Below are 21,813 nucleotides of genomic sequence, written 5' to 3' on the forward strand. Positions count from 1 at the left end.
TCCGGGCCCCGTGGTGCCCGCCGGTAGCCTGACGACCGTGTCGACCGAAGCCTCCCTCTCCGCGTCCCCCGCCGCCGCCACTGCCGTCGCCGACCTGGCCCGTCGGGTGAAGGCCGCCTCCCGGGTGGTGGCCACCGCCTCCACCGAGGTCAAGGACGAGGCCCTCCGGCGGGCGGCGGACCTCCTGGTGGCCCGGTCCGGCGAGATCCTCGCCGCCAACGCCACCGACGTGGCCCGGGCCGAGGCCGACGGGGTGTCCCCGACGGTCGTCGATCGCCTGCGCCTCACCGAGGCGCGCATCCAGGCCATGGCCGGCGGCCTGGCGCAGGTGGCCGCCCTGGCCGACCCGGTGGGCGAGGTGCTCGACGGTTGGGTGCGTCCCAACGGGCTGCGCATCCGCCGCGTCCGGGTGCCGCTGGGCGTGGTGGCCATCATCTACGAGAACCGACCCAACGTCACCTCCGACGCCGCGGGGCTCTGCCTCAAGTCCGGCAACGCCGCCTTCCTGCGCGGGTCGTCGGGGGCCATCTCGTCCAACACGGTGATCGCCGACGCCCTGCGCGACGCCGCGGCCGATGCCGGCCTCCCCGCCGACAGCGTCGTGCTCGTCACCGACACCAGCCGCGAGGCCGCGGTGGAGTTCATGCGCCAGCGGGGCTCCGTCGACTGCCTCATCCCCCGGGGTGGCCCGTCGCTCATCCAGTCGATCCTCGACAACGCCACGGTGCCGTTCGTGATCGACGGCGACGGCAATTGCCACGTCTACGTCGACGCCGATGCCGACCTCGACATGGCCCTCGACATCATCGTGAACGCCAAGACCCAGCGGCCGTCGGTGTGCAACGCGGCCGAGACGATGCTGGTGCACGCCGACGTGGCCGACGCCTTCCTGCCCCGGGCCGCCGCCGCCCTCCACGGGGTGGAGCTGCTGGGCGACGCGCAGGCCTGCGCTCGAATGCCCGGGGCGGTGCCGGCCGACGACGAGGCGTGGGCCACCGAGTTCCTCGATCTGCGCCTGGCCGTCAAGGTCGTCGACTCCCTCGACCACGCCGTGGAGCACATCTCGACCTACGGCTCGGGCCACAGCGAGGCCATCGTCACCCGCTCGCTGGCCGCCGCCGAGCGCTTCACCCACGAGGTCGACGCCGCCGCCGTGCTGGTGAACGCCTCCACCCGCTTCGTCGACGGCGAGGAGTTCGGCTTCGGCGCCGAGATCGGCATCTCCACCCAGAAGCTCCACGCCCGCGGCCCCATGGGCCTCCGCGAGCTCACCTGCGTCAAGTACCTGGTCCACGGCACCGGCCAGACCCGCGCCTGACGCCCCGCCCACCGGGAGGCCGAGCGCAGGGGCAGTCGCCCGGACCTGGGATGCGCGTCGGATGAGCACAGCGGTTGGTGGCCGTCGAGGGGACGGCCCGGCGCGCCGTGTGGCGCAACGGGTGGGCCGACGCCGTGTGGGATCCGCGTCGAGTGAGGAGAGCGGTGGGTGGCCGCCGTCGGGACAGCTCCGCGCGCAGGCCGAGCGCAGTGCGGCCCGGCGGCCGCCGCCTGCGGTCGCCGAAGCGTTCGGCGACCTTGCCCGGGTCGGCGAAGCCGCCGCTGCGGAGCGAGGCGAGCACGGAGCGCCCGGCGGTGGACAGGACCCGCCGCTCGACGAACGGTCACGGCCGCAACGGTGAGCAGGAGAAGAAGGGCCGCACCGCGTCGGCGGGGGCGGGGATAGGGTCGATCTTCATGGATTACCGCTTCGAGTCGCCTGCTGCTGTCCGCTCGTCGCTCAAGGAGGTCGACTACCTCTCCGACGAGGGCATCGCCGGCGTGGTGTTCCTGGCCGACCGCCTGGGCAAGCCGGTGCTGGTCGAGGGCCCAGCCGGCACGGGCAAGACCCAGCTGGCCAAGTCGGTGGCCGAGGTCCTCGGGGCCCGGCTCATCCGGCTGCAGTGCTACGAAGGCCTCGACGAGTCCAAGGCCCTCTACGAGTGGAACTACAAGAAGCAGCTGCTGCGCATCCAGGCCGAGCGCAACAACGAGTCGACCTGGGAGGACATCGAGGACGACATCTTCGGTGAGGACTTCCTGCTCACCCGACCGTTGCTGGAGGCCATCCGGGCCACCGACCCGGTGGTGCTGCTCATCGACGAGGTCGACCGGGTGGAGGTCGAGACCGAGGCCCTGCTGCTCGAGATCCTCTCCGACTACCAGGTCTCCATCCCTGAGCTGGGCACGGTCGAGGCCACCCAGATCCCGATGGTGTTCCTCACCTCCAACAACACCCGGGAGCTCTCCGAGGCCCTCAAGCGCCGGTGCCTGTTCCTGCACATCGACTACCCGGACATGGAGCGCGAGAAGGAGATCGTGCTCACCAAGATCCCCGACATCACCGAGCAGCTGGCCGACCAGGTGGCCCGCATCGTGCGGTCCATCCGCCAGCTCGAGCTGAAGAAGTCGCCGTCGGTGTCCGAGACGCTCGACTGGGCCCGCACCTTGCTGCTGCTGGGCGTGGACTCGGTGTCGGAGGCGGAGGCCACCGAGACCATCAACATCCTGCTCAAGTACCAGAGCGACATCGCCAAGGCGTCCAAGGAGCTGGCCGGCGACACCAGCGGGGCCCGCAAGCCGGGAGTGCCCCGCACGTGACTCCGCCCACCGCCCCCGACACCGTCGCCGGCGGTGCCCCGGGTCAGGAGCCGTCGCCCCTGCTCGAGCTGCTCGAGGGCTTCATGGGCGAGCTCCGGGCGGCCGGGTTGCCGGTGAGCCTCACCGAGAACCTCGACGCCATGGAGGCGGTGCGCCACATCCCGCTCGAGGACCGCGACGCCTTCAAGTACGCGTTGGCCGCCACCCTGGTGAAGAACAACGCCCACTGGCGGGCCTTCGAGACCGTGTTCGAGGTCTACTTCTCGCTGCGGGGCAAGGAGTTCGCCCTGCGGTCCGACGACACCGCCGAGGGGCCCGATCCCGACGACGACGACACCGCGGGGGCCCTGTCCGACGGGGCCGGCGGCGCCGGGGGAGCGGGTGAGGGGCTCACCCCTGAAGAGCTCCAGGCCATGCTCTTCCAGGCCCTGAGCCACGGCGACGACCCGCTCATCCGGGCCCTCGCCCGCCAGGCCGTCAAGCGGTTCGCGGGCATGGAACCGGGGCGTCCGGTGGGCGGCACCTACTACCTGTACCGCACGCTGCGGAACCTCGATCTCGACGACACGCTCGAGAAGCTGATGGACCAGGCGCGTGACGACTCCCCGCAGCCCCTCACCCCCCTCGAGGAGCGCCTCGAGCGCGACGAGTACGAGAGCCGCATCGATCGCCTCAAGAAGGAGGTCGAGGCCGAGATCCGCCGGCGCCTGGTGGCCGACCGTGGCCCCGAGGCGATGGCGCGCACCCTGCGCAAACCGCTGCCCGAGGACGTCGACTTCATGCACGCCAGCCGGGAGGAGCTGACCAGCCTGCGCAAGGCGATCTACCCGCTGACCCGCAAGCTGGCCGTGCGCCTGGCCCGCAAGCGCCGCCACGGCCGCAAGGGACCACTCGACTTCCGCAACACGGTGCGCCATTCGCTGAGCTACGGCGGCGTGCCCGCCGAGCCGAAGTTCCGCTACCCGCGCCCGTCCAAGCCGGAGATCTTCGTCGTCGCCGACATCTCCGGGTCGGTGGCCAGCTTCGCCCGCTTCACCTTGCACCTGGTGTACGCCATCGCCGGGCAGTTCTCGAAGGTGCGCTCGTTCGTGTTCATCGACGGCATCGACGAGGTCACCCGCTTCTTCGAAGGGGTCGACGACATCGGCGAGGCCGTGCACCGGGTCAACACCGAAGCCGACGTGGTGTGGGTCGACGGCCACAGCGACTACGGCCACGCCTTCGAGGTGTTCTGGAACAAGTGGGGGCGCGAGATCAGCCCCAAGACCACGGTGATCATCCTGGGCGACGCCCGCAACAACTACCACGCCTCGCAGGCCTGGGTGCTCAAGGAGATCGAGAAGAAGGCCCGTCACGTCTACTGGCTGAACCCCGAGCCGGCCTCCTACTGGGACACCGGCGACAGCATCGTGGGCGAGTACGGCGTGCACTGCGACGGGGTGTTCGAGTGCCGCAACCTGCGCCAGCTCGAACGCTTCGTCGAGCACCTGGCCTGACCGCGACCTCGATGTCCGACGCGAGCGATGTGACGGGTCGCGACGAGCTGCTGGTGCGCCTGCACGAGCTCGTCCCCGCTCTCGCGGCTCGCGCCGGTGAGGCCGAGACGTCGCGGCGCCTGCCCGAGGCCACGATCGACGACCTGCGCGCCACCGGCGTGTTCGCCGCGTTGGTGCCCCGGCGCTACGGCGGACTGGGCCACGACGTCTCGCTGGTGCCCGAGATCGGACGCGTCCTGGGTGCCGCTGATGTCTCCACCGGCTGGGTGGCCACCTTCTTGGTGATGCACAACTGGTTGCTCGCCCAGTTCCCCGAGACCGTGTGCCGGGAGGTCTTCGCCGAGCGCGCCCACGCGCTGGCTCCCGCGGCACTGTCCCCGTCGGGTGCCGCCCAACGGGTCGAGGGTGGCCTGCGGGTGTCGGGCCGGTGGGGGTGGGGGAGCGGTGTGGCCCACGCCGACCGGATCCTCCTGACCGCGATCGTGGAGGGCTCCGCCCCGGACCTGCGCATGGTGCTGCTCTCGCCCGACGAGGTGACCGTCGAGGACGTCTGGCACACCGACGGACTCCGCGGCACGGGGAGCAACGACATCGTCGTCGAGGGCGTGTTCGTCCCCGACGATCGCACGGTGTCGTTCTTCGACCTCGTCGAGGGCCGCGCTGCCGACCGCAGCGGTCACGACGAGCCGTCGCTGCGACGGCCCCTGGTCCCGATCCTGGCGCTCACTGCCGCCGCCCCGCTGGTCGGTGGCGGGTTCGGGGCGCTGGACGCGTTCACGGCCCGCCTCCGTGAGCGGGTGCTCGCCTACTCCCTGGGCGAACGTCAGCAGGACAAGCCCGCGGCCCAGATCCGCCTGGCGGTGGCCGAGGCCGATCTGCGGGCGGCGTCGTTGTTGATCGACGACGTGTCGGACCGCATCGCCGGCAGCTACGGAACCGGCGGTTCGCTCGACGCCGCCGAACGGTCGGCGCTGCGCATGGCCGCCGCCCATGCCGTACACCTGGCCAAGGACGCGGTGAGGAGCCTGGCCGACGCCGCCGGGGGGTCGGCCCACTTCCTCGACCAGCCGATGCAGCGGTTCCTGCGTGATCTCACCATCGGCTCGAGCCATGCGGTGTTCGACCACGATCGGGCCGCCGAGACCAGGGGCCGGATCATGGCCGGATTCGAACCCGGCCCCACCGACATGGTCTGAGTCCGGCCCCTACCTCAAGCTGAGCAGGAGGTCGTCCCAGGGGGCGAAGAGCTGGGGGGCGTCGTGGGCCTCGCGGAGCAGCACGCCGAGGCGGCGGCAGGTGATGAGCAGCTCGCGGGCCTGGCGGCCCGGCCAGGGGCGGGGGAGCAGCTCGGGGGGCAGGAGCGGGTCGTGGTTGAAGCACTCCTGGAAGTCGATGCCCATGGCCAGGCTCCCGGGGAGGAACTCGGCCTCGGTGAGGCGGCGCTTGTCCTTGCGCCACTGCTCGAGCATCGGCGGCACGCCCTGGTAGGTGGTCACGAAGCCCTCGTAGCGCCGGGCCAGCTCGTCGAGGGGCCAGAGCCTCGCCGCGATGGCCTTGGGGTCGGTGGCGCCGCCCACCTCGAGGTCGTCGGTGGAGGCGAGGGTCACGTGGTCGTCGACCTCGAGGTGGGCGACCGTGCGCCGCACGTCGTCCTCCCAGGCGTGAGGTGAGACGTAGAGGCCGTTGTGCACGGCCGCCCCACCGAGGTCGAGGAGGTGGTCGCGCAGGGCGTCGCGGGCGCTGCGCCGGGCCTCGGGCACGGCGAAGGCCACGAGGTGCCAGTTGCGGTCCCACCCGCGTCCGGCCGCGTCCTGGGCGAAGGCCAGGCGGGTGCGCTCCATCGATGCGGCCATGGCCCGCAGCCCGGCCGACGTGGCCCGGAACGAGGCGTCGCGACCCTCGCCCTCGCGCTCGAACAGGCCCTCGGCGACCAGGCGGCGCAGGCAGGAGCGCACCTGCTCGACGCTCTGGCCCGACGCTTCGGCCACCGGGTGGATGTCGGCCGCGTGCAGGGTGCCGTCCTTGCGCACCATGCCCAGCACCAGCACCCGGGTGGGGATCTCGGTGTCGCTGCCGAACGGCGTGGGGCGGTGAGGCGGCTGCTCGCCGGACTCGTCGGACGCCTCGGTCCGGGGGCTGGTCGGAGTCGTCACGGCCGTAGTCAACCCCGACCGGCAGGGTTCCCGCAATCTGGTCGGATCCGAGGACGTCTGCCTGCTCACATGGTGTGCAGGCCGCACTCCGTCTTGGCTCGTCCGACCCAGCGGCCCGAGCGGGGGTCGTCGGGGTCGAGGGGCTTCTGGGTGCAGGGCTGGCACCCGATCGACGGGTACCCCTGGTGCAGCAGCGGGTTGACGATGACGTCGTGGTCGTCGATGTAGCCCTGCACGTCGAGGTCGCTCCAGGTGGCGATGGGGTTCACCTTGATGAGCCCCCGCAGGTCGCGCGCCACGATGGGGGCGCGCACCCGGCTGTCGGCCTCGGCCCGGCGCAGGCCGCTCATCCAGGCCGCCTTGCCGGCCAGGGCCCGGTCGAGCTGGCCGACCTTCACGGCCGAGCAGCAGTTCTCCGGGTCGGCCTGCCACAGCGGCTCGTTCTGGCGTTCGACGGTCATGATGCGCAGGTTCAGCCCGTAGCGTCGGCGTACCGCCTCGACGGTCTCGAGCGTCTCGGGGAAGTGGTAGCCGGTGTCGATGAACACGACCTCGATGGCCGGGTCGACCTTGACGGCGAGGTCGATGAGCACCCCGTCGGTCATCGACGCGGTGAGGGCGAGGTGGGGGGCGAAGTTCTCGACCGCCCACTCGATGACCTGGCTGGCCGACCAGGTCTCGAAGCGGTGGCTGAGCTCGGCGAGGTCGGCGTCGGAGAACCCCGGCGAGGACAGGTTGGTCAAGCTCACGTGGCGCACTCCGACGCACCCACCTCGGCCACGTAGGGGCCGGTCTCGTCGTAGTCGACGAAGAAGTCGGGGTTCTCCTCGGGCTTGGGGAAGTGGTCGAGGTCCTTCAGCTCGGCCGCCAGGGCCTTGGTGCCGCCGTTGCGGTCGATCCACTGGCGGAACGTCTCGCCCGCCTCGCGCTCGCCGGCGAAGCGGCGGACCACCCGCACGGTCGCCTCGGGCGCGGCCTTGGCCGGCACACGCAGGGCCTTCTCGCCGAAGTGGATCTGCTCGTCGCCGACGTAGCCGCCGAGCAGCATCTGGTAGCCGGGAGCGGACTTGCCGTGGGCCCGGCGCTCGGCGCCGTTGAAGCCGATGTCGGCGACGTGGTGCTGGCCGCACGAGTTGGTGCAGCCGGAGATGTTGATGCGCAGCCCGCCGACCTCGGCCAGCCCCTCGGCCTCGAGGGCCTGGGCGATCGCGTCGGCGAGGCCGCGGCTCTGGGTGACGGCGAGGTTGCAGGTGTCGGCCCCGGGGCAGGCCACGACGTCGCGGACCAGCTCGGCGCCAGGGGCGGCCATCCCGATGGCGTCGAGGCGGGCGTGGAGGGTCGGCAGCTGCCGGTCCGAGAGGCCGCGGAACACGAAGTTCTGCCGGTTGGTGATGCGGACCTCGGCGCCGAGCTCGCGCTGGACGGCGGCGAGGCCGCGGAACTGCTCGGAGGTGATGTCGCCGAGGTGGGCGTGGGCGTAGGCCGAGACGGTGCCGTTGGCGACGCCGCGCACGACGTTGGCGTCCTCCCACTGCTCGTAGGCGCCGGTGCGGCGCAACGAGACGGGGGTGCCGTGGCCCATCGGGGTGGCGGCGACGTCGGCGGCCACGCCTGCGGGGGCGTCGCCCGCCTTCTCGACCTCGGTGGGGATGCCGCCGGGCCACGACGAGGAGGCCAGCAGCAGGTGACGGGATGCGAACACCCGCCGCTGCAGCTCCTCGAAGCCGAGCGTGTCGACCAGCCACTTCATGCGGGCCCGCAGCTTGTTGTCGCGGTTGCCGGTCTGGTCGAAGACCCGTAGGAGGGCCTCGATGGTGGGCAGCAGGTCCTCGCGGGCGGTGAAGGGCTCGAGGGCGAGGGCCGGGTGGGGGTTGGCGCCCAAGCCGCCGGCGACGTACACGCGGAAACCGGCTTCGACCCGACCGTCGTCGTGGGTCCGGGTCGTGGCGATGACGCCCACGTCGTTGAACATGGCCTGCCCGCAGTCGGTGCTGCACCCCGAGAAGTTGATCTTGAACTTGCGGGGGAGGCGCTGGGCGATGGGGTTGCGCAGGAAGTGCTGGAAGGCGGCCTCGGCCCAGGGGGTGATGTCGAGCACCTCGAAGGGGCACGCTCCGGCCAGGTGGCAGCCCTGCACGTTGCGCACGGTGTCGCCGCAGGCCTCCCGAGTGGTCATGCCCACGGCCGCCAGGTCGCGCAGCACGTCGGGGATGCGTTCGAGCTGGACGTAGTGGAACTGCACGTTCTGGCGGGTGGTGAGGTGGCCCCAGCCCCGCGAGTAGCGATCGGCGATGTCGCCCATCCGGTCGAGCTGCTCGGCGGTGATCACCCCGCTGGGGGCCTTGACGCGCACCATCTGGTTGTGGCCGCCCTGGCGTTGGCCGTAGATGCCGTTGTTGAGGCGGAAGACACGGAAGACGTCCTCGGCGAGGTCTCCGTTGAGGTAGCGCTCCAGCTGGGCCTCGAACTTGGCGATGTCGGCTGCGGTTCCTGCGTCGATCGTGAGATCGCCCATGTCGTCCTTCCCCGTCCCCCGCGGGAGACCTGAATCCTGACGTGCCAGGTCGGGAATGTACTCGGGTCGGGGCCAAAAGGCGACTGTTCCGATCGGAATTTGCGAGAATACCCGGTGGGGTATGGCGCCTGGGTCCGACGGCCCCTTGGGTCGTTTCCCGCTCAAGGACGCCGCCGGGGTGGCCGACACGTCGGTGTGAGCACGTCCGCGAGCACCCCTGCGATCTCCCCGCCGCCCGGCGTGCCGGTGCGCCCCGGGGAACGGGGCGTGGGCGTGCGCGCCCGTCAGGTCCTCGCCGTGCTGGCCCTGCTGCTCGGGGGTGCCTACCTGGTGTGGCGCGTCGGCTGGACCGGCGACGGCGCCCTGGTGTGGACCTTCTGGCTGCTGGTGGCGGCCGAGGCCTTCGGGTGGCTCAGCCTCGCCCTCTACGCCTTCATGGCCTGGAAGGTCCCCGAGACGGTGCGGCCGGCCATCGTCAGCCCCCGGACGGTGGACGTCTTCGTCACCACCTACGACGAGTCGGTGCCCGTGGTGCACGCCACCCTGGTCGGCTGCCGCGCCATCCGCCACCCCCACACCACCTGGCTCCTCGACGACGGACGCCGCCCCGAGATGGAGGCCCTCGCCGAGTCGATGGGGGCCCGCTACCTGACGCGGGCGGACAACGCCCACGCCAAGGCCGGCAACATCAACGCCGCGCTCACCCGCACCGAGGGCGACCTGATCCTGACCCTCGACGCCGACCACGTGCCCTTCCCCGACATCCTCGACGCCACCGTCGGCTACTTCGAGGACGAGTCCGTCGCCCTGGTGCAGACCCCTCACGACTTCGCCAACCGCGACTCGATGCAGCACACCCGCCCGGACCGCCACGAGCAGAGCCTCTTCTACGAGGTCATCGCGCCCGGCAAGGGACGTCACGGGGCCGCCTTCTGGTGTGGGTCGGCGACCGTCATCCGTCGAGCTGCCCTCGAAGAGGTCGGCGGAGTGCAGACCGAGACCGTCGCCGAGGACTTCCACACCACCCTCGCCATGCACGCCGCCGGGTGGTCCACCCGTTACCACCACGAGACGCTGGTGCAGGGCCTGGCCCCCCACGACCTCGCCGGCTTCCTGTTGCAGCGCGACCGCTGGGCCCGAGGCAACCTCCGGGTCTTCCGCACCCGGGAGAACCCGGTCACGTGCCCCAACCTCACCGTGAAGCAGCGCCTCAGCTACACCGCCTCGCTGCTCAACTACTTCTCCGCCTACCAGCGCCTGGCCCTGCTGGTCGTCCTGATCGTCACCCTCGTCTCGGGCCGCTTGCCCCTGCACGCCGACCCCGTCGCCCTGCTGGCGCTGTGGCTGCCGTGGACGGTCGCCGCCTTCGCCAGCACCCTGGCGCTGGGGCGAGGACGCCTCGGGCCGCTCGACGCATCGCGCTACGGGTTGTTGACCATGGCCATCTTCGCCCGCGCCGCCGGCGTGCTGTTCACCCGCAAGGTCGGCACCTTCAAGGTCACCCCCAAGGAGGGCACCGACGCCGGCGGCGTCGAGGTCCTGCGCGCCGCGAAGATGGTCGTGGCCTTCGCCGCCGTGCTGGCGGTGGCGGTGGTGGCCCGCGCCGTCGCCGCCGTCGGCTGGCTGGGCCTGCCGCCTCTCGTCGGGTTCGCCCTCTGGGTCACGCTGGCCCTCGGTGCCTACGAGCTGTGGGTCATGCTGTGGACGCTCGGTCCCCTCGTCCGCCGCCGCCAGCTGCGCCACGACTACCGCTACCCCGTGCAGCTGTCGGGCCGCGTCGACGGCGGACTGGTGCGGGTGCGCGACCTCAGCACCAAGGGCGCCGGGCTCGACGGCCTCGTCGACCGCCGGGTCGGCGACATCATCGAGCTGCGGCTGTGGTTGCCCGACAGCACCGGCACGGTCCGCGAGAACGTGCTGGTGGGCCTGGTGCGGTCGCGCCGCACGGTCGACGGCCACATGACCGGCGTCGGGGTCATGTTCGACGACCTCGATCGGGTGACCCGGGACCGGCTGGTCGAGTACCTGGCGGTGGTGCGCGGCGCCGAGGTGGCTCGCCGGGGGTCGCCCGTGGAGGCGCCGGCGTCGCCGACGGGCGAGGCCTCGGCCGAACCCACGAGGTTTCCGCGGGCGGTCTGAGCTGGGTCCGGCGTCCGCGGCCGACCCGGCAGGCGCTCAGCGCCGCAGCAGCTCCGACACCCGGAAGGCCAGATCGAGCGACTGGCGGGCGTTGAGCCGCGGATCGCACATGGTCTCGTAGCGGGTGCCGAGATCGGCGTCGAGGATCTCCTCGGCTCCGCCCAGGCACTCGGTGACGTCGTCACCGGTGAGCTCGATGTGCACGCCGCCCGGCCAGGTGCCCACCTGCTCGTGGGCCCGGAAGAAGCCGGCGATCTCGGCCAGGACGGCATCGAAGTGGCGGGTCTTGCGGCCGCTCGGCGCGGTGAAGGTGTTGCCGTGCATGGGGTCGCAGGCCCAGGCCACGGGGTGGCCGGACTCCTGCACCGCCCGCAGCATGGGCGGCAGCGCCGTCTCGACGGTGTCGGCGCCCATGCGGCTGATGAGGGTGAGCCGCCCCGGGATCTTCTCGGGGTTGAGGGCCTCGCACAGCGCCACGACGTCGTCGGGGGTGGCGGAGGGGCCCACCTTGCAGCCGACGGGGTTGCGCACCCCCGAGAGGAAGTGGACGTGGGCGCCGTCGAGCTGACGGGTGCGCTCACCGATCCAGAGCATGTGCGCCGAGCAGTCGTACCACTCGCCCGTGAGCGAGTCCTGGCGGGTGAGCGCCTCCTCGTAGCCCAGGATCAGAGCTTCGTGGCTGGTGGCGATGTCGGTGGTGTGCAGCTGCGGGGTGGCTTCGGTGTCGATGCCGCACGCGGCCATGAAGCGCAGGGCCCGTTCGATGCCGGCGGCCACCAGCTCGTAACGCTGGCCCTCGGCGCTCGAGGCCACGAACTCCTGGTTCCAGGCGTGCACCCTGGTGAGGTCGGCGAAGCCGCCCTTGGTGAAGGCCCGCAGCAGGTTGAGGGTGGACGCCGACTGGTTGTAGGCGGTGATGAGCCGCTCGGGGTCGGCCCCCCGCGCCGCGGCGCTGAAGGTGATGTCGTTGACCATGTGGCCCCGGAACGACGGCAGCTCGAGGCCCTCGACGGTCTCGGTGCCCGACGAGCGGGGTTTGGCGAACTGCCCGGCGATGCGGCCCACCTTCACCAGGGGGACCCCGGCGGAGTACGTGAGCACGACGGCCATCTGGAGGATGACCTTGAGCTTGTCGCGGATGGCGTCGGCGGAGAAGGCGTCGAAGGACTCGGCGCAGTCGCCGGCCTGGAGCAGGAAGGCCTCGCCGGCGGCCACCTTGGCCAGGTCGTCGGTGAGGCTCCGGGCCTCGCCGGCGAACACCAGCGGCGGCAGCGTCGACAGCGTCTTGACGACCGCGTCGAGCGCGGCCGGATCAGGCCAGTCGGGCTGCTGGACCGCCGGGAACTGGCGCCAGGACGAAGGGGACCACGTGGTGCTCACGGGTCAACGTTGCCGGACGGCGAGGCCGGGGCGCAAAGCCGTTTCCTCTGGCGAGGCCACCGGGTCAGGCGGCGTCGATGCGATCCGGGGCCTGGTCGCGCACGGCCGTGACGGCCCGCTTGACCAGGCGACGGGCGGCCTCGGCGGTGACGCCGAGCTCCTCGCCCACCTCGCGGTAGGAGCGCTTGCGCCCGTCGTTGAGGCCGAAGCGCTGCTCCACGGCGAAGCGCGCCCGGGCGTCGAGCACCGACAACAGGTCGGTGATCATCTGCTCTTCCTGGCGGTTCATCACGATCTGCTCGGGCCCCGGCAGGGCGTCGGGGAGCAGGTCGATGAGCTCGTTGGAATCGTCGTCGCCGATGGTGCGGTCGAGCGAGGTGGGGGTGGTCAGGCGGTGGAGGCGGGCGTGCTCGTCGTCGAGCTCGTCGCCGTCGCCGCTGACCTGGCGCAGCGCGGCGCGCAGGCTGGCCGAGCGGTCGCCCGGCAGGCGAACCAGGCTGGCCTTCTGGTCGAGGGCCCGGCCGATGGCCTGGCGGATCCAGAAGGTGGCGTAGGTGGAGAACTTGAAGCCCTTGCGCCAGTCGAACTTGTCGACGGCGTGCTCGAGGCCCAGGTTGCCCTCCTGGATGAGGTCGAGCAGCTCCATGCCCGGCGGGAGGGGGTAACGGCGCGCCACGCTGACGACCAGGCGCAGGTTGGCGCGGATGAAGCGGTCCTTGGCGGCGGCGGCGGTGCGCACGGCTCGCTTGAGCTCGACGCCGGTCTCGCCCGCCTCGAGGAGGGCGGCCGCGTCACGTCCCTTTTCGATCACCTGGGACAGCTCTCGTTCCTCCTGGGCGGTGAGGAGGGGGACGAGGCCGATCTCGTTGAGGTACTGGCCGACGGAATCACTCATTGCTGCGCTGCTCCATCCGGGGTGGGGGAGAGACCCGTTCCCGGTAGCGTTGGGGGTGTTCGAGCTTCCCTCACGGCACATAAACCGGCGGGAAACTTCACAGGTGTAACCACGGTGGGGGCCGGAAGATTCCGGTTTCGGTGGTGACCCGCGTCACGGGCGGGGCACGCTGGGGGTCGAACGCAACGGCGTGGCGGCGCTCGTGAAGGGGGGTCTGGGTGAACCTACCCCTCTCTACGGTCCCCGTAGACTTCCCGGATGCCCCGCGACGCCGCCCGGGTGGGCCTGCTCGGGGGAACCTTCGATCCTCCCCACGTCGGCCACCTGGCCACCGGGGTCGAGGTCAGAGACGTCCTGGACCTCGACGCGGTGTGGCTGGTGGTGGCCAACGAGCCGTGGCAGAAGGTCGGGAGCCGTCCGATCACCCCGGCGGTGGATCGCCTGGCCATGGTGCAGGAGGCCACTCGTGACATCGTCGGCCTCGAGGCCTCGGGCGTCGAGATCGACCGGGGCGGGCCGTCGTACACGGTCGACACCCTGGTCGACCTTCGTCGTGCGCACCCCGAGGTCGAGTGGTTCGTCGTGCTCGGCGCCGATGCCGCCGCCGGCCTGCCGACCTGGGAGCGGGCCGGAGAGCTGGCCGACCTGGCCACCTTCGTGCTGGTCGACCGCCCCGGCCTGCCGAGCCCGGCGCCCCCTGCGGGGTGGCGGTTCGTGCACGTCTCGGTGCCCCGCCTCGACGTCTCGAGCTCGGAGCTGCGTGACCGGGTCCGCACCGGGCGCCCCCTCGACGTGCTGGTGCCGGCACCCGTGATCGCCTGCATCGAGGCCCGCCGCCTCTATGGTTGGGGGACGACATGATCAGCTCGACGCACTCCCCGGCGACCGGAGCCGATGAAGGTTCGGCCGCCCGGAGCGGCGCAGGACCGGTCGACGACGGCCCCATCAGTCCCCGGTCCGAGGGGTCGAGACCCGGGCGTGCCCGGCGCCCCCGACACGCGGCCCCGACGTCGTCGCTGTTCTGGCGCTACGGCTTCCCCGGGCTCCTCGTCGTGTTGGTCCTCGCCATCCCGGTGCTGATCGTGATCGGCGCTCGGGTGGTGCTCGACAGCAGCGACGGGCGCCTGGTGAACCGCGTCACCGACCCCGCCGCCCCGGGATGGGAGGCCGTGCTCGACCCCACCCCGACCGAGCTCGTCCTCACCGTCGACGCCGCCGGTGAGCTGGAATCGGTCGCGGTGCTGGTCCTCTCCGGCGAAGGCAGCGGGGCCGTGCTCCAGGTGCCCGCCGAGACCCTCGTCGACATGGGCCCCGACGTGGGTGAGGTGAGCCTCGCCTTCGGCTGGTTCGCCAACGGGGCCGACGGCGCTCGTGACATGACCGGGCGCCTCCTCGACCTGTCCTTCACCGACACCCGGGTCCTGACCCCCGAGGACTGGGCCTCGGTCGTGGCTCCGGTCGCCCCCCTCACGGTCAACAGCCCCGACGCCGCCACCGGACCCGATGGGGTCGAGGTCTTCCCGCGAGGGTCCATCCAGCTCGAGGCGACCGAGGTGCCCGCGTACATGTCGGCCACGGGTCCGAGCGAGACCGACGTGGCCCGGCTGGTGCGAGTCGAGGCCCTCTGGCGCTCCTGGCTGAACGCGGTGGGCGTCGCCGGCATGGAGTCTGTACCCCAACCCCTCGACCAGGGCCTCGGGCTCTTCGTCGGGACGCTGGGCGCCGAGCAGGTGCGCTTCGTCACTCTCCCGGTGGCCGACGTGGGCGAGGAGGGCGTCGAGGTCTACCGGGCCGAGCCCGAGGACGTGGCGCGCGTCGTCGGCGAGCTGGTGCCCTTCCCGGAGGGGCCACCCGGCACCCGCCCCTCCGCCCGGGTGCTCGACGGCACCGGGCAGCTCGACCGCGGCGTGTCCGCCGCCATCGTGATCGGGGCGGCCGGCGGTCAGGTGCGGGTGATCGGCAACGCCGAGGACTTCGACATCGAGACCACCGAGATCGTGTACTACGACGACAGCCAGCAGGCCGCCGCCGAGGCCGTCCGCGACGCCCTCGGTGTCGGTGAGGTCATCCGCAGCGAGCAGAAGAGCCCGGTCGACGTCACGGTGGTCCTCGGCGCCGACGCCCTCTCGGTGCCCGCCCTCGCCCCGGCACCGTCCACGGTGCCCGGCGTTCCCCTACCCGAGGAAGACCCCGGTGCCTGACCCCAAGCGCTCCTCCGACGACGACGGCGCCCGCGCCGAGTCCGACTCCCTGCGGTGGGTGGCCCTCGCGGCCCGGGCCGCCGCATCCAAGACCGACGCCGCCAAGGCCGCCGAGTCGACGGTCGTGCTCGACGTGGGCGACGTGCTCGCCGTCACCGGCTGGTTCGTCATCGCCAGCGGTTCCAACACCCGGGCGGTGCGCACCATCGCCGAAGAGGTCGAGGAGCACATCACCGCCGAGGGCGGCCCCAAGCCGCTGCGGGTCGAGGGCCTCGACCAACGGCGGTGGGTGCTGCTCGACTACGGCGACTTCGTGGTCCACGTGTTCCTCGACGAGGAGCGCGACTACTACGACCTCGAGCGGCTCTGGAGCGACGTGCCTCGGGTCGACTGGCAGGCGCTCGTCGCCTGAGCTCCCACGAACGTTCCTGGACAGAGCACGAGCGTCGCCCGCCATGGGGGACAGGCGAGAGTGGCGGTCGGCGGGCTCGTGTTCGGGGAGGCCCTGACCCGTCGGCGCCGGCGTCCGGTGGCTCGTTCCCGGCGGCCCGGTGGGCCGGTGACGACCGCCGACCCGTGGCCGGCGACCGTGCCGCCACCCGTACGGTCGGAGTGTGGCGAATCGACTCGACGGAGTGGAGCTAAGGAGAATCGAACTCCTGACCTCTTCCATGCCATGGAAGCGCTCTACCAACTGAGCTATAGCCCCGTAAGAGTCGCTGACTTTATCCGCCCCTCAACCGGGAGCAAAATCGCCCCGGGGGCGGTCTGACGGTCGGGCGTCACGCCAGGGCCCCGATGGGGCTCGCGTAGCATGTCGCCCCTATGGCTGACGGCTACGACCCCCAGGCGATCGAGGCGAAGTGGCAGGCCTGGTGGGCCGAGCACGGCACCTACGAGGTGGACAACGACGACCCCCGACCGCACTGGTACACGCTGTGCATGTACCCGTACCCCAGCGGGGCGGCGCACATGGGGCACGTGCGCAACTACACGTTCGGCGACCTCATCGTGCGCTACCGCACCATGAAGGGCCACGCCGTGCTGTCGCCCATGGGCTTCGACAGCTTCGGGCTCCCGGCCGAGAACGCCGCCATCAAGACCGGTCGCCACCCTCGAGAGTTCACCGACGAGCGCATCGAGCAGCTGCGCAGCTCGATCATGCGCATCGGGGCGGTCTACGACTGGCGTCGGCTGGTGACCAGCCACGATCCGGCCTACCAGCGCTGGACCCAGTGGATCTTCCTGCGGTTCCTGGAGGCCGGGCTGGCCTATCGCCGCAACGCCCCGGTGAACTGGTGCCCGGGCTGCCAGACGGTGTTGGCCAACGAGCAGGTGCTGGCCGACGGGACGTGCGAGCGGTCCGGGGACCTCGTCGACAAGCGCGACCTCGAGCAGTGGTTCTTCAAGATCACCGACTACGCCGACCAGCTGCTCGACGACATCGACGACCTCGACTGGCCCGAGCGGGTCAAGGTCATGCAGCGCAACTGGATCGGTCGCTCCGAGGGCGCCGAGTTCGAGATGGCGGTCACCGATGCCGACGGCGTGCCCCGCCCCGACGGGGCCACCGTGCGGGTGTTCACCACCCGTCCCGACACCAGCTTCGGCATGACCTACGCGGTGATGGCGCCCGAGCACCCGCTGGTGGACTCCATCGTCGCCGACGACCGGCGCGCCGACGTCGAGGCGTTCGTGGCCACCGCTCGCCAGGCCAGCGACGTCGAGCGCATGTCGTCGGAAGGCGCCCTCGACAAGCGGGGCATCTTCACCGGCGCCCACGTGCGCAACCCGTTCACCGGCCGGCCGGTGCCGCTCTACCTGGCCGACTACGTGCTCATGGGCTACGGCACCGGGGCCATCATGGCCGTGCCGGCCGAGGACCAACGGGACTGGGACTTCGCCACCGTGCACGGCCTGCCCATCGTGCGCACCATCCAGCCCCCCGACGGCTGGGAGGGCGAGGCCTACACCGGCGACGGGATCCACATCAACAGCGGCTTCCTCAACGGCATGGGCAAGGACGAGTCCATCGCCGCCGCCATCACCTTCCTCGAAGGCGAAGGCATCGGCGAGGGCCGGGTCAACTACCGCCTCCGCGACTGGCTGGTCAGCCGGCAACGCTTCTGGGGTTGCCCGATCCCCATCATCTACTGCGACACCTGCGGCATCGTTCCCGTGCCCGACGACCAGCTCCCCGTGCTGGCTCCCGACGACGTGCAGTTCCTCCCCACCGGTGAGTCGCCGCTGCGCAGCAACGAGGGCTTCCTGCACACCACCTGTCCCACGTGCCAGGGCCCCGCCACCCGTGAGACCGACACCATGGACACGTTCGTCGACTCGTCGTGGTACTTCCTGCGCTTCACCGACCCGTGGAACACCGAGGCGCCGTTCGGCCTCGACGCGGCCGCATCGTGGATGCCCGTCGACCAGTACATCGGCGGGGTGGAGCACGCCATCTTGCACCTGATGTACGCCCGCTTCTTCACCAAGGCCCTCGCCGACCTCGGGGTCGCTCCCAAGGAGATGCGCGAGCCCTTCTCCCGCCTGTTCACCCAGGGCATGATCCGCCTCGGCGGCGACAAGATGTCCAAGTCCAAGGGCAACCTGGTCGCCCCCGAGGAGATCCTCGAGCGCGACGGGGCTGACGCCCTGCGCCTGGCTCACCTGTTCGTCGGCCCCCCGCAGGACGACGTCGACTGGGAGGGCGTGGGCATCGACGGGTGCGCCCGCTTCCTGCACCGCGTGTGGCGGCTGGCCGCGGGAGAAGCCGGCAACCCGGCGGTCGAGCGTCCGGCCACCGATGCCGACGTGGCCATCGACCGGGCCGCCAACCGGTTGATCGCCAAGGTCGACGACGACTACGAGCGGTGGTCCTACAACACCGCGGTGGCGGCGTTCATGGAGTTCACCAACGAGCTCTACCGCTACGCCCAGGCGCCCGAGGGTCCACGCGTCCAGACGTTGGCCGCTGCGCTCGACACCCTGCTGTTGCTCATGGCGCCGATGGCCCCGCACCTGACCGCCGAGCTCTGGGAGCGACGCCACGGGGGGCACGTGCACGAAGAGCCCTGGCCCGAGGCCGACCCGGCCCTGCTGGTGGTGGACACCGTCACCATGGTCGTGCAGGTCAACGGCAAGGTCCGAGACCGTCTCGAGGTGCCGTCCGGCATCGACGCCGCCGAGGCCGAGCGCCTCGCTCTGGGCAGCGACAAGGTGCAGGGGTTCCTGGGCGGGAAGCCGCCCCGCAAGGTGATCGCCCGCCCTCCCCAGCTGGTCAACCTCGTCGCCGGCTGACTACTGGTCGCGGAGGAAGCGCTCGACCTCGGCGGCGAGGTCGTCGCCCGTGGGCAGGGGTCCGTCGCCGACGGAGTCGAGGGCGTCGAACTGGACTTCGAGCTGTTGCACCATGCCCACGTGCTCCTCGCTGTTGGCCACCAGCGAGTCGAGGCGCTCGCGGGTGCCGGCGGCGTCGTCGCGCAACGACCCCATGGGGAAGCGCAGCCCGCCGATGGTCCACAGACCGTCGACGAGAGCCACCGCCCCCGCCGGGAACGGCATGGTGGCGGCGTAGTGGGGCACCTGGGCCCACAGGCCGACCGCCGGGAGACCGACCTCGGAGCACTGCGTCTCGACGGCGGCGTGCACGCCCGCCGGGACGTCGATGCGACCGTGGGTGACGCCGACGCGGTGGGCCAGGTCGGGATCGGTGGAGGTCGAGACCAGCCGGGTGGGGCGGGTGTGGGGGACGGGGGCGGGGTAGGCGCCGAGACCGAGGACCATGCGGGTGTCGAACTCGAGGGCCAGGTCGACCACCGCGGTGGAGAAGGCCTGCCACCGGTGGTCGGGTTCGGCGCCGACGAGGAACAGCACGTCGTTGCCGTCGAGGTCCGAGGCCACCCGCAGCTCGATGGTCGGCCACGTGAGCCCGGTGTTGACGCCGTCGACCAGGTGCATGGTGGGACGGCGCGAGCGGTGGTCGAGGAGCCGGTCGGCGTCGAAGACGGCCACCGTCTCGGTGTCGAGGTCCTCCATGACCGTGCCGAGCGCGTTGGTGGCGGCCAGACCGGCATCGATCCAGCCGTCGAGGCCGAGCACGAGGACGGGTTCGTCGAGGTCGGGTCGGCTGTGGAGTTCGAAGAGGTCGGTCACTGCGGTCCACCCTCCCACGTCCGGGGGCCCGGCGTCTCCCCGCCGGGAGGGCCGGTGGGGGTCACCTGGGGGTCACGTGGGGGCCATGTCGCGGTCACGTCGGGGTGGCATCGGCGGCGCCGAGGACGCGGATGCCGCTGTCGGAGGCGCTCAGGCCTCGCCCGGTGAGGGCACCGGCCAGCTCGGTGAAGCGTCCGGCCGTCCCGTCGGGCTCGGTGACGTCGATGACCACGTCGGTGGCGTCGCGACGCACCGTGAGGCGGGCGTCGTCGGCCATCCGGGTGGCGGCGGCCAGCAGCTCCTGGGTGCTGCGCAGCACGGCCAGAGCGGCAGCTCCCTCGAGCACCCGGTCGAGCTCCCAGTCGACGGCGACGTCGACGCCGGCCTCCTCGCGCAGGGCGGCGACGTCGACGTCGATCGCGGCGCGCAGGGGATCGCCCCCGTCGTCGAAGGTCTCCGCGGTGGGGTCGGCGCTCACGCTGGTGTGCCAGGTGCGCCGTGTGCGGGCCAGCTCCAGCGCCCACAGGGTGTCCGGCCCGGGGCCGCCGTCGAAGCCCTCGTCCGCCCCACTGCGCGCAGGCTCGCCACGGGCTGGGGTCTCGTCGCCGTCGACGACGTCGGTGAGGGTGGGGGCGTCGGCTCGTTCGAGCATCAGCTCGACGAGGCGGGCCTCGGCGACGCTGACGCGCTCCTCGGCTTCGCTGACCCGCTGCTCGGCGGTCTGGAGATCGTGGCCTGCCTCGGTGAGCTGCTCCTCGGCCTCGATGCGGGCGGCGTCGGCGGCCGCGGCGGTGGTCCGGGACTCGTCGAGCTCGGACCGCAGCCGCTCGAGGTCGCGGTGGGCCTCGTCGAGCTCGCCGCGGGCCGCGGCCAGGTCCGACTCGGCGGCCGTGCGGGCCGCGTCAGAGGCGCCCAGCTGCTCCTCGAGCTGCTCCACCGAGGCGCGAGCGGCGGTGAGGTCCTGGGCGGTGCGGTTGCCGCGGGCGGCCAGCCAGACGCAGGCGATCACGGCGAGGGCGAGGCAGACGGCGAGAACGGCGATCACGAGGCGCAGAGTAGTGAGGCCCGGAGCATTGCGAGACCACCCGGGTCGAGCTTCTCGACCCGCCGTCGAGCCGTCGGCCTCAGCCGAGGCCGTCGAGGGTGGCCTTGGCCGCCTCGGCCAGCGCCTCGACCTGCTGGCCGAACACGTCGAACTCACCGGCCTCGCCCCGGTCGCCCATGGCGCCGGCCGAGTAGCGGGCGTACACGCCCTGGAGGATGCAGGCCAGCTTCCAGTAGCCGAAGGCCGTGTAGTAGCCGACCATCGAGACGTCGCGCCCGGTGAGGGCGGCGTAGCGCTCGACCAGCTCGGCCTTGGTGACGAACCCCTCGACCGTGGTCGCCGCCGGGAGCCCCGAGAGTGTGGGCTCGCCGGGGTCGGCCCAGTACACGCAGAGCAGGCCGAGGTCGGCGAGGGGGTCGCCCAGGGTGCACAGCTCCCAGTCGAGGACGGCCACCACCGATCCGTCGGCGGCGAGCATGCAGTTGTCGAGGCGGTAGTCGCCGTGGACGATGGTGGCCGGCCCCTGGTCGGGGACAGCGCCGGCCAGGCGGGCGTGGACCTCGTCGACGACCGGGAGGTCACGGGTGCGTGAGCTCTCCCACTGGCCGTGCCAGCGCTTCAGCTGCCGTTCGAGGTAGGCCTCCTTGCGGCCCAGGTCGCCCAGGCCCACGGCGTCGACGTCGACGTCGTGGATGGCGGCCAGGACCTCCACCAGCGACTCGCCGGCCCGCCGGCGCTGGTCGAGGTCGAGCAGCTCGGCCTCGGGGACGTCGCGCACGACGGTGCCGTCGACGAAGTCCATGACGTAGAACGGGGCGCCGTTCACCTCGTCGTCGGCGCACAGACCGACCACGGGAGGCACCGGCACGTGCCCGGCCAGTGCCGAGATGATGCGGTGCTCGCGGCCCATGTCGTGGGCGGTGGCCAGCACCAGCCCGAGCGGCGGGCGGCGCAGCACCCACCGGCGCCCGGCGGTGTCGGTGACCCGGTAGGTCAGGTTCGAGTGACCTCCGGCGATGAGATCGAAGCGCAGCGGAGGGGCGATCTCGGGGACCCGGGCCGCCAGCCAGGCCGTCACGCGTTCGGCGTCGATGCCCTCGACGGGCGCGGTGTCGGTCACGGTTCCCTCTCGTTCCCCATCGTTCGGTCCGAGCCGTCACGCTACCGGTGCCGCCGTGGGCGCTCGGCCTGGCACCGCGC

General features: G+C 71.9%; 17 protein-coding genes and 1 tRNA gene. 9 read left to right on the plus strand and 9 right to left on the minus strand.

The genetic code is table 11. The features are described 5' to 3' along the window. The first annotated feature begins 28 nt into the window (after positions 1-28). The 4 genes from LUW87_RS02210 to LUW87_RS02225 all read left to right on the plus strand — a co-directional run bounded on the left by LUW87_RS02210 (position 29) and on the right by LUW87_RS02225 (position 5,329). Positions 29-1,318 (plus strand): glutamate-5-semialdehyde dehydrogenase, encoded by a 1,290-nt coding sequence (locus LUW87_RS02210; protein ID WP_430300526.1) that lies wholly within the window; start codon positions 29-31, stop codon positions 1,316-1,318. A gap of 416 nt (positions 1,319-1,734) precedes the next feature. Continuing rightward, positions 1,735-2,637 carry an AAA family ATPase gene (locus LUW87_RS02215; protein WP_232669443.1) on the plus strand — a complete coding sequence of 301 codons (903 nt, stop codon included), beginning with the start codon at positions 1,735-1,737 and terminating at the stop codon, positions 2,635-2,637. Beyond that, complete coding sequence (locus LUW87_RS02220; RefSeq protein ID WP_232669444.1) at positions 2,634-4,133, plus strand: vWA domain-containing protein; 1,500 nt, start codon at positions 2,634-2,636, stop codon at positions 4,131-4,133. The genes LUW87_RS02215 and LUW87_RS02220 overlap by 4 nt, the downstream gene beginning before the upstream one ends. An 11-nt stretch (positions 4,134-4,144) precedes the next feature. After that, on the plus strand, positions 4,145-5,329 hold the full coding sequence (locus tag LUW87_RS02225; protein ID WP_232669445.1) for an acyl-CoA dehydrogenase family protein: 1,185 nt from the start codon (positions 4,145-4,147) through the stop codon (positions 5,327-5,329). Positions 5,330-5,338: 9 nt separating this feature from the next. Here LUW87_RS02225 and LUW87_RS02230 read toward each other — a convergent pair whose 3' ends face one another. The 3 genes from LUW87_RS02230 to LUW87_RS02240 form a co-directional block, all read right to left on the minus strand. Further along, positions 5,339-6,286, minus strand: coding sequence for a PaaX family transcriptional regulator C-terminal domain-containing protein (locus LUW87_RS02230; RefSeq protein WP_232669446.1), 948 nt, complete (start codon positions 6,284-6,286; stop codon positions 5,339-5,341). Positions 6,287-6,351: 65 nt separating this feature from the next. Further along, positions 6,352-7,035 (minus strand): phosphoadenylyl-sulfate reductase, encoded by a 684-nt coding sequence (locus LUW87_RS02235; protein WP_232669447.1) that lies wholly within the window; start codon positions 7,033-7,035, stop codon positions 6,352-6,354. After that, complete coding sequence (locus tag LUW87_RS02240; RefSeq protein WP_232669448.1) at positions 7,032-8,801, minus strand: nitrite/sulfite reductase; 1,770 nt, start codon at positions 8,799-8,801, stop codon at positions 7,032-7,034. Before LUW87_RS02240 ends, LUW87_RS02235 begins: the two co-directional genes overlap by 4 nt. Positions 8,802-8,996: 195 nt before the next feature. On the opposite strand from LUW87_RS02240, the gene LUW87_RS02245 reads away from it, so the two are divergent. Continuing rightward, complete coding sequence (locus tag LUW87_RS02245) at positions 8,997-10,940, plus strand: glycosyltransferase family 2 protein (RefSeq protein ID WP_232669449.1); 1,944 nt, start codon at positions 8,997-8,999, stop codon at positions 10,938-10,940. 36 nt (positions 10,941-10,976) lie between these two features. On the opposite strand, the gene LUW87_RS02250 is transcribed toward LUW87_RS02245, so the two are convergent. Both LUW87_RS02250 and LUW87_RS02255 read right to left on the minus strand, forming a co-directional pair. Continuing rightward, complete coding sequence (locus tag LUW87_RS02250) at positions 10,977-12,320, minus strand: class II 3-deoxy-7-phosphoheptulonate synthase (protein ID WP_232669450.1); 1,344 nt, start codon at positions 12,318-12,320, stop codon at positions 10,977-10,979. Positions 12,321-12,384: 64 nt separating this feature from the next. Continuing rightward, complete coding sequence (locus LUW87_RS02255; protein ID WP_232669451.1) at positions 12,385-13,215, minus strand: sigma-70 family RNA polymerase sigma factor; 831 nt, start codon at positions 13,213-13,215, stop codon at positions 12,385-12,387. A gap of 258 nt (positions 13,216-13,473) precedes the next feature. Between LUW87_RS02255 and nadD the strand changes: the two genes are divergently transcribed. The 3 genes from nadD to rsfS all read left to right on the plus strand — a co-directional run bounded on the left by nadD (position 13,474) and on the right by rsfS (position 15,828). Continuing rightward, positions 13,474-14,076: a nicotinate-nucleotide adenylyltransferase gene (gene nadD / locus LUW87_RS02260; RefSeq protein WP_232669452.1), complete on the plus strand. Its 603-nt coding sequence runs from the start codon at positions 13,474-13,476 to the stop codon at positions 14,074-14,076. 191 nt (positions 14,077-14,267) lie between these two features. Further along, positions 14,268-15,416: a LytR C-terminal domain-containing protein gene (locus LUW87_RS02265; protein ID WP_232669453.1), complete on the plus strand. Its 1,149-nt coding sequence runs from the start codon at positions 14,268-14,270 to the stop codon at positions 15,414-15,416. After that, positions 15,409-15,828 (plus strand): ribosome silencing factor, encoded by a 420-nt coding sequence (rsfS, locus tag LUW87_RS02270; RefSeq protein ID WP_232669454.1) that lies wholly within the window; start codon positions 15,409-15,411, stop codon positions 15,826-15,828. Before LUW87_RS02265 ends, rsfS begins: the two co-directional genes overlap by 8 nt. 224 nt (positions 15,829-16,052) lie before the next feature. On the opposite strand, the gene LUW87_RS02275 is transcribed toward rsfS, so the two are convergent. Continuing rightward, positions 16,053-16,125: transfer RNA gene (locus LUW87_RS02275), tRNA-Ala, on the minus strand. A 116-nt stretch (positions 16,126-16,241) separates the two neighbouring features. On the opposite strand from LUW87_RS02275, the gene leuS reads away from it, so the two are divergent. Further along, the gene (leuS, locus tag LUW87_RS02280) at positions 16,242-18,713 is read left to right on the plus strand and encodes a leucine--tRNA ligase (RefSeq protein WP_232669455.1); all 2,472 of its coding nucleotides are present in this window, start codon (positions 16,242-16,244) and stop codon (positions 18,711-18,713) included. On the opposite strand, the gene LUW87_RS02285 is transcribed toward leuS, so the two are convergent. From LUW87_RS02285 to LUW87_RS02295, 3 genes are all read right to left on the minus strand, one after another. Beyond that, positions 18,714-19,568 (minus strand): proteasome assembly chaperone family protein, encoded by an 855-nt coding sequence (locus LUW87_RS02285; RefSeq protein WP_232669456.1) that lies wholly within the window; start codon positions 19,566-19,568, stop codon positions 18,714-18,716. Positions 19,569-19,662: 94 nt separating this feature from the next. Next, positions 19,663-20,613, minus strand: a complete 951-nt coding sequence (locus LUW87_RS02290; protein WP_232669457.1) for a hypothetical protein — start codon at positions 20,611-20,613, stop codon at positions 19,663-19,665. 79 nt (positions 20,614-20,692) lie between these two features. After that, positions 20,693-21,733 carry a phosphotransferase family protein gene (locus LUW87_RS02295; protein WP_232669458.1) on the minus strand — a complete coding sequence of 347 codons (1,041 nt, stop codon included), beginning with the start codon at positions 21,731-21,733 and terminating at the stop codon, positions 20,693-20,695. Positions 21,734-21,813: the final 80 nt, after the last annotated feature.

The sequence above is a fragment of the Rhabdothermincola salaria genome, from assembly GCF_021246445.1.
Taxonomy (GTDB): Bacteria; Actinomycetota; Acidimicrobiia; order Acidimicrobiales; family Acidimicrobilacustridaceae; genus Rhabdothermincola_A; species Rhabdothermincola_A salaria.

Excerpts from the sequence above, each read along its gene's own strand:
- LUW87_RS02215 (WP_232669443.1), top strand. The coding sequence starts at position 1,735 with ATGGATTACCGCTTCGAGTCGCCTGCTGCTGTCCGCTCGTCGCTCAAG.
- LUW87_RS02225 (WP_232669445.1), top strand. The coding sequence starts at position 4,145 with ATGTCCGACGCGAGCGATGTGACGGGTCGCGACGAGCTGCTGGTGCGC.
- LUW87_RS02240 (WP_232669448.1), bottom strand. The coding sequence starts at position 8,801 with ATGGGCGATCTCACGATCGACGCAGGAACCGCAGCCGACATCGCCAAG.
- LUW87_RS02255 (WP_232669451.1), bottom strand. The coding sequence starts at position 13,215 with ATGAGTGATTCCGTCGGCCAGTACCTCAACGAGATCGGCCTCGTCCCC.
- nadD (WP_232669452.1), top strand. The coding sequence starts at position 13,474 with ATGCCCCGCGACGCCGCCCGGGTGGGCCTGCTCGGGGGAACCTTCGAT.
- leuS (WP_232669455.1), top strand. The coding sequence starts at position 16,242 with ATGGCTGACGGCTACGACCCCCAGGCGATCGAGGCGAAGTGGCAGGCC.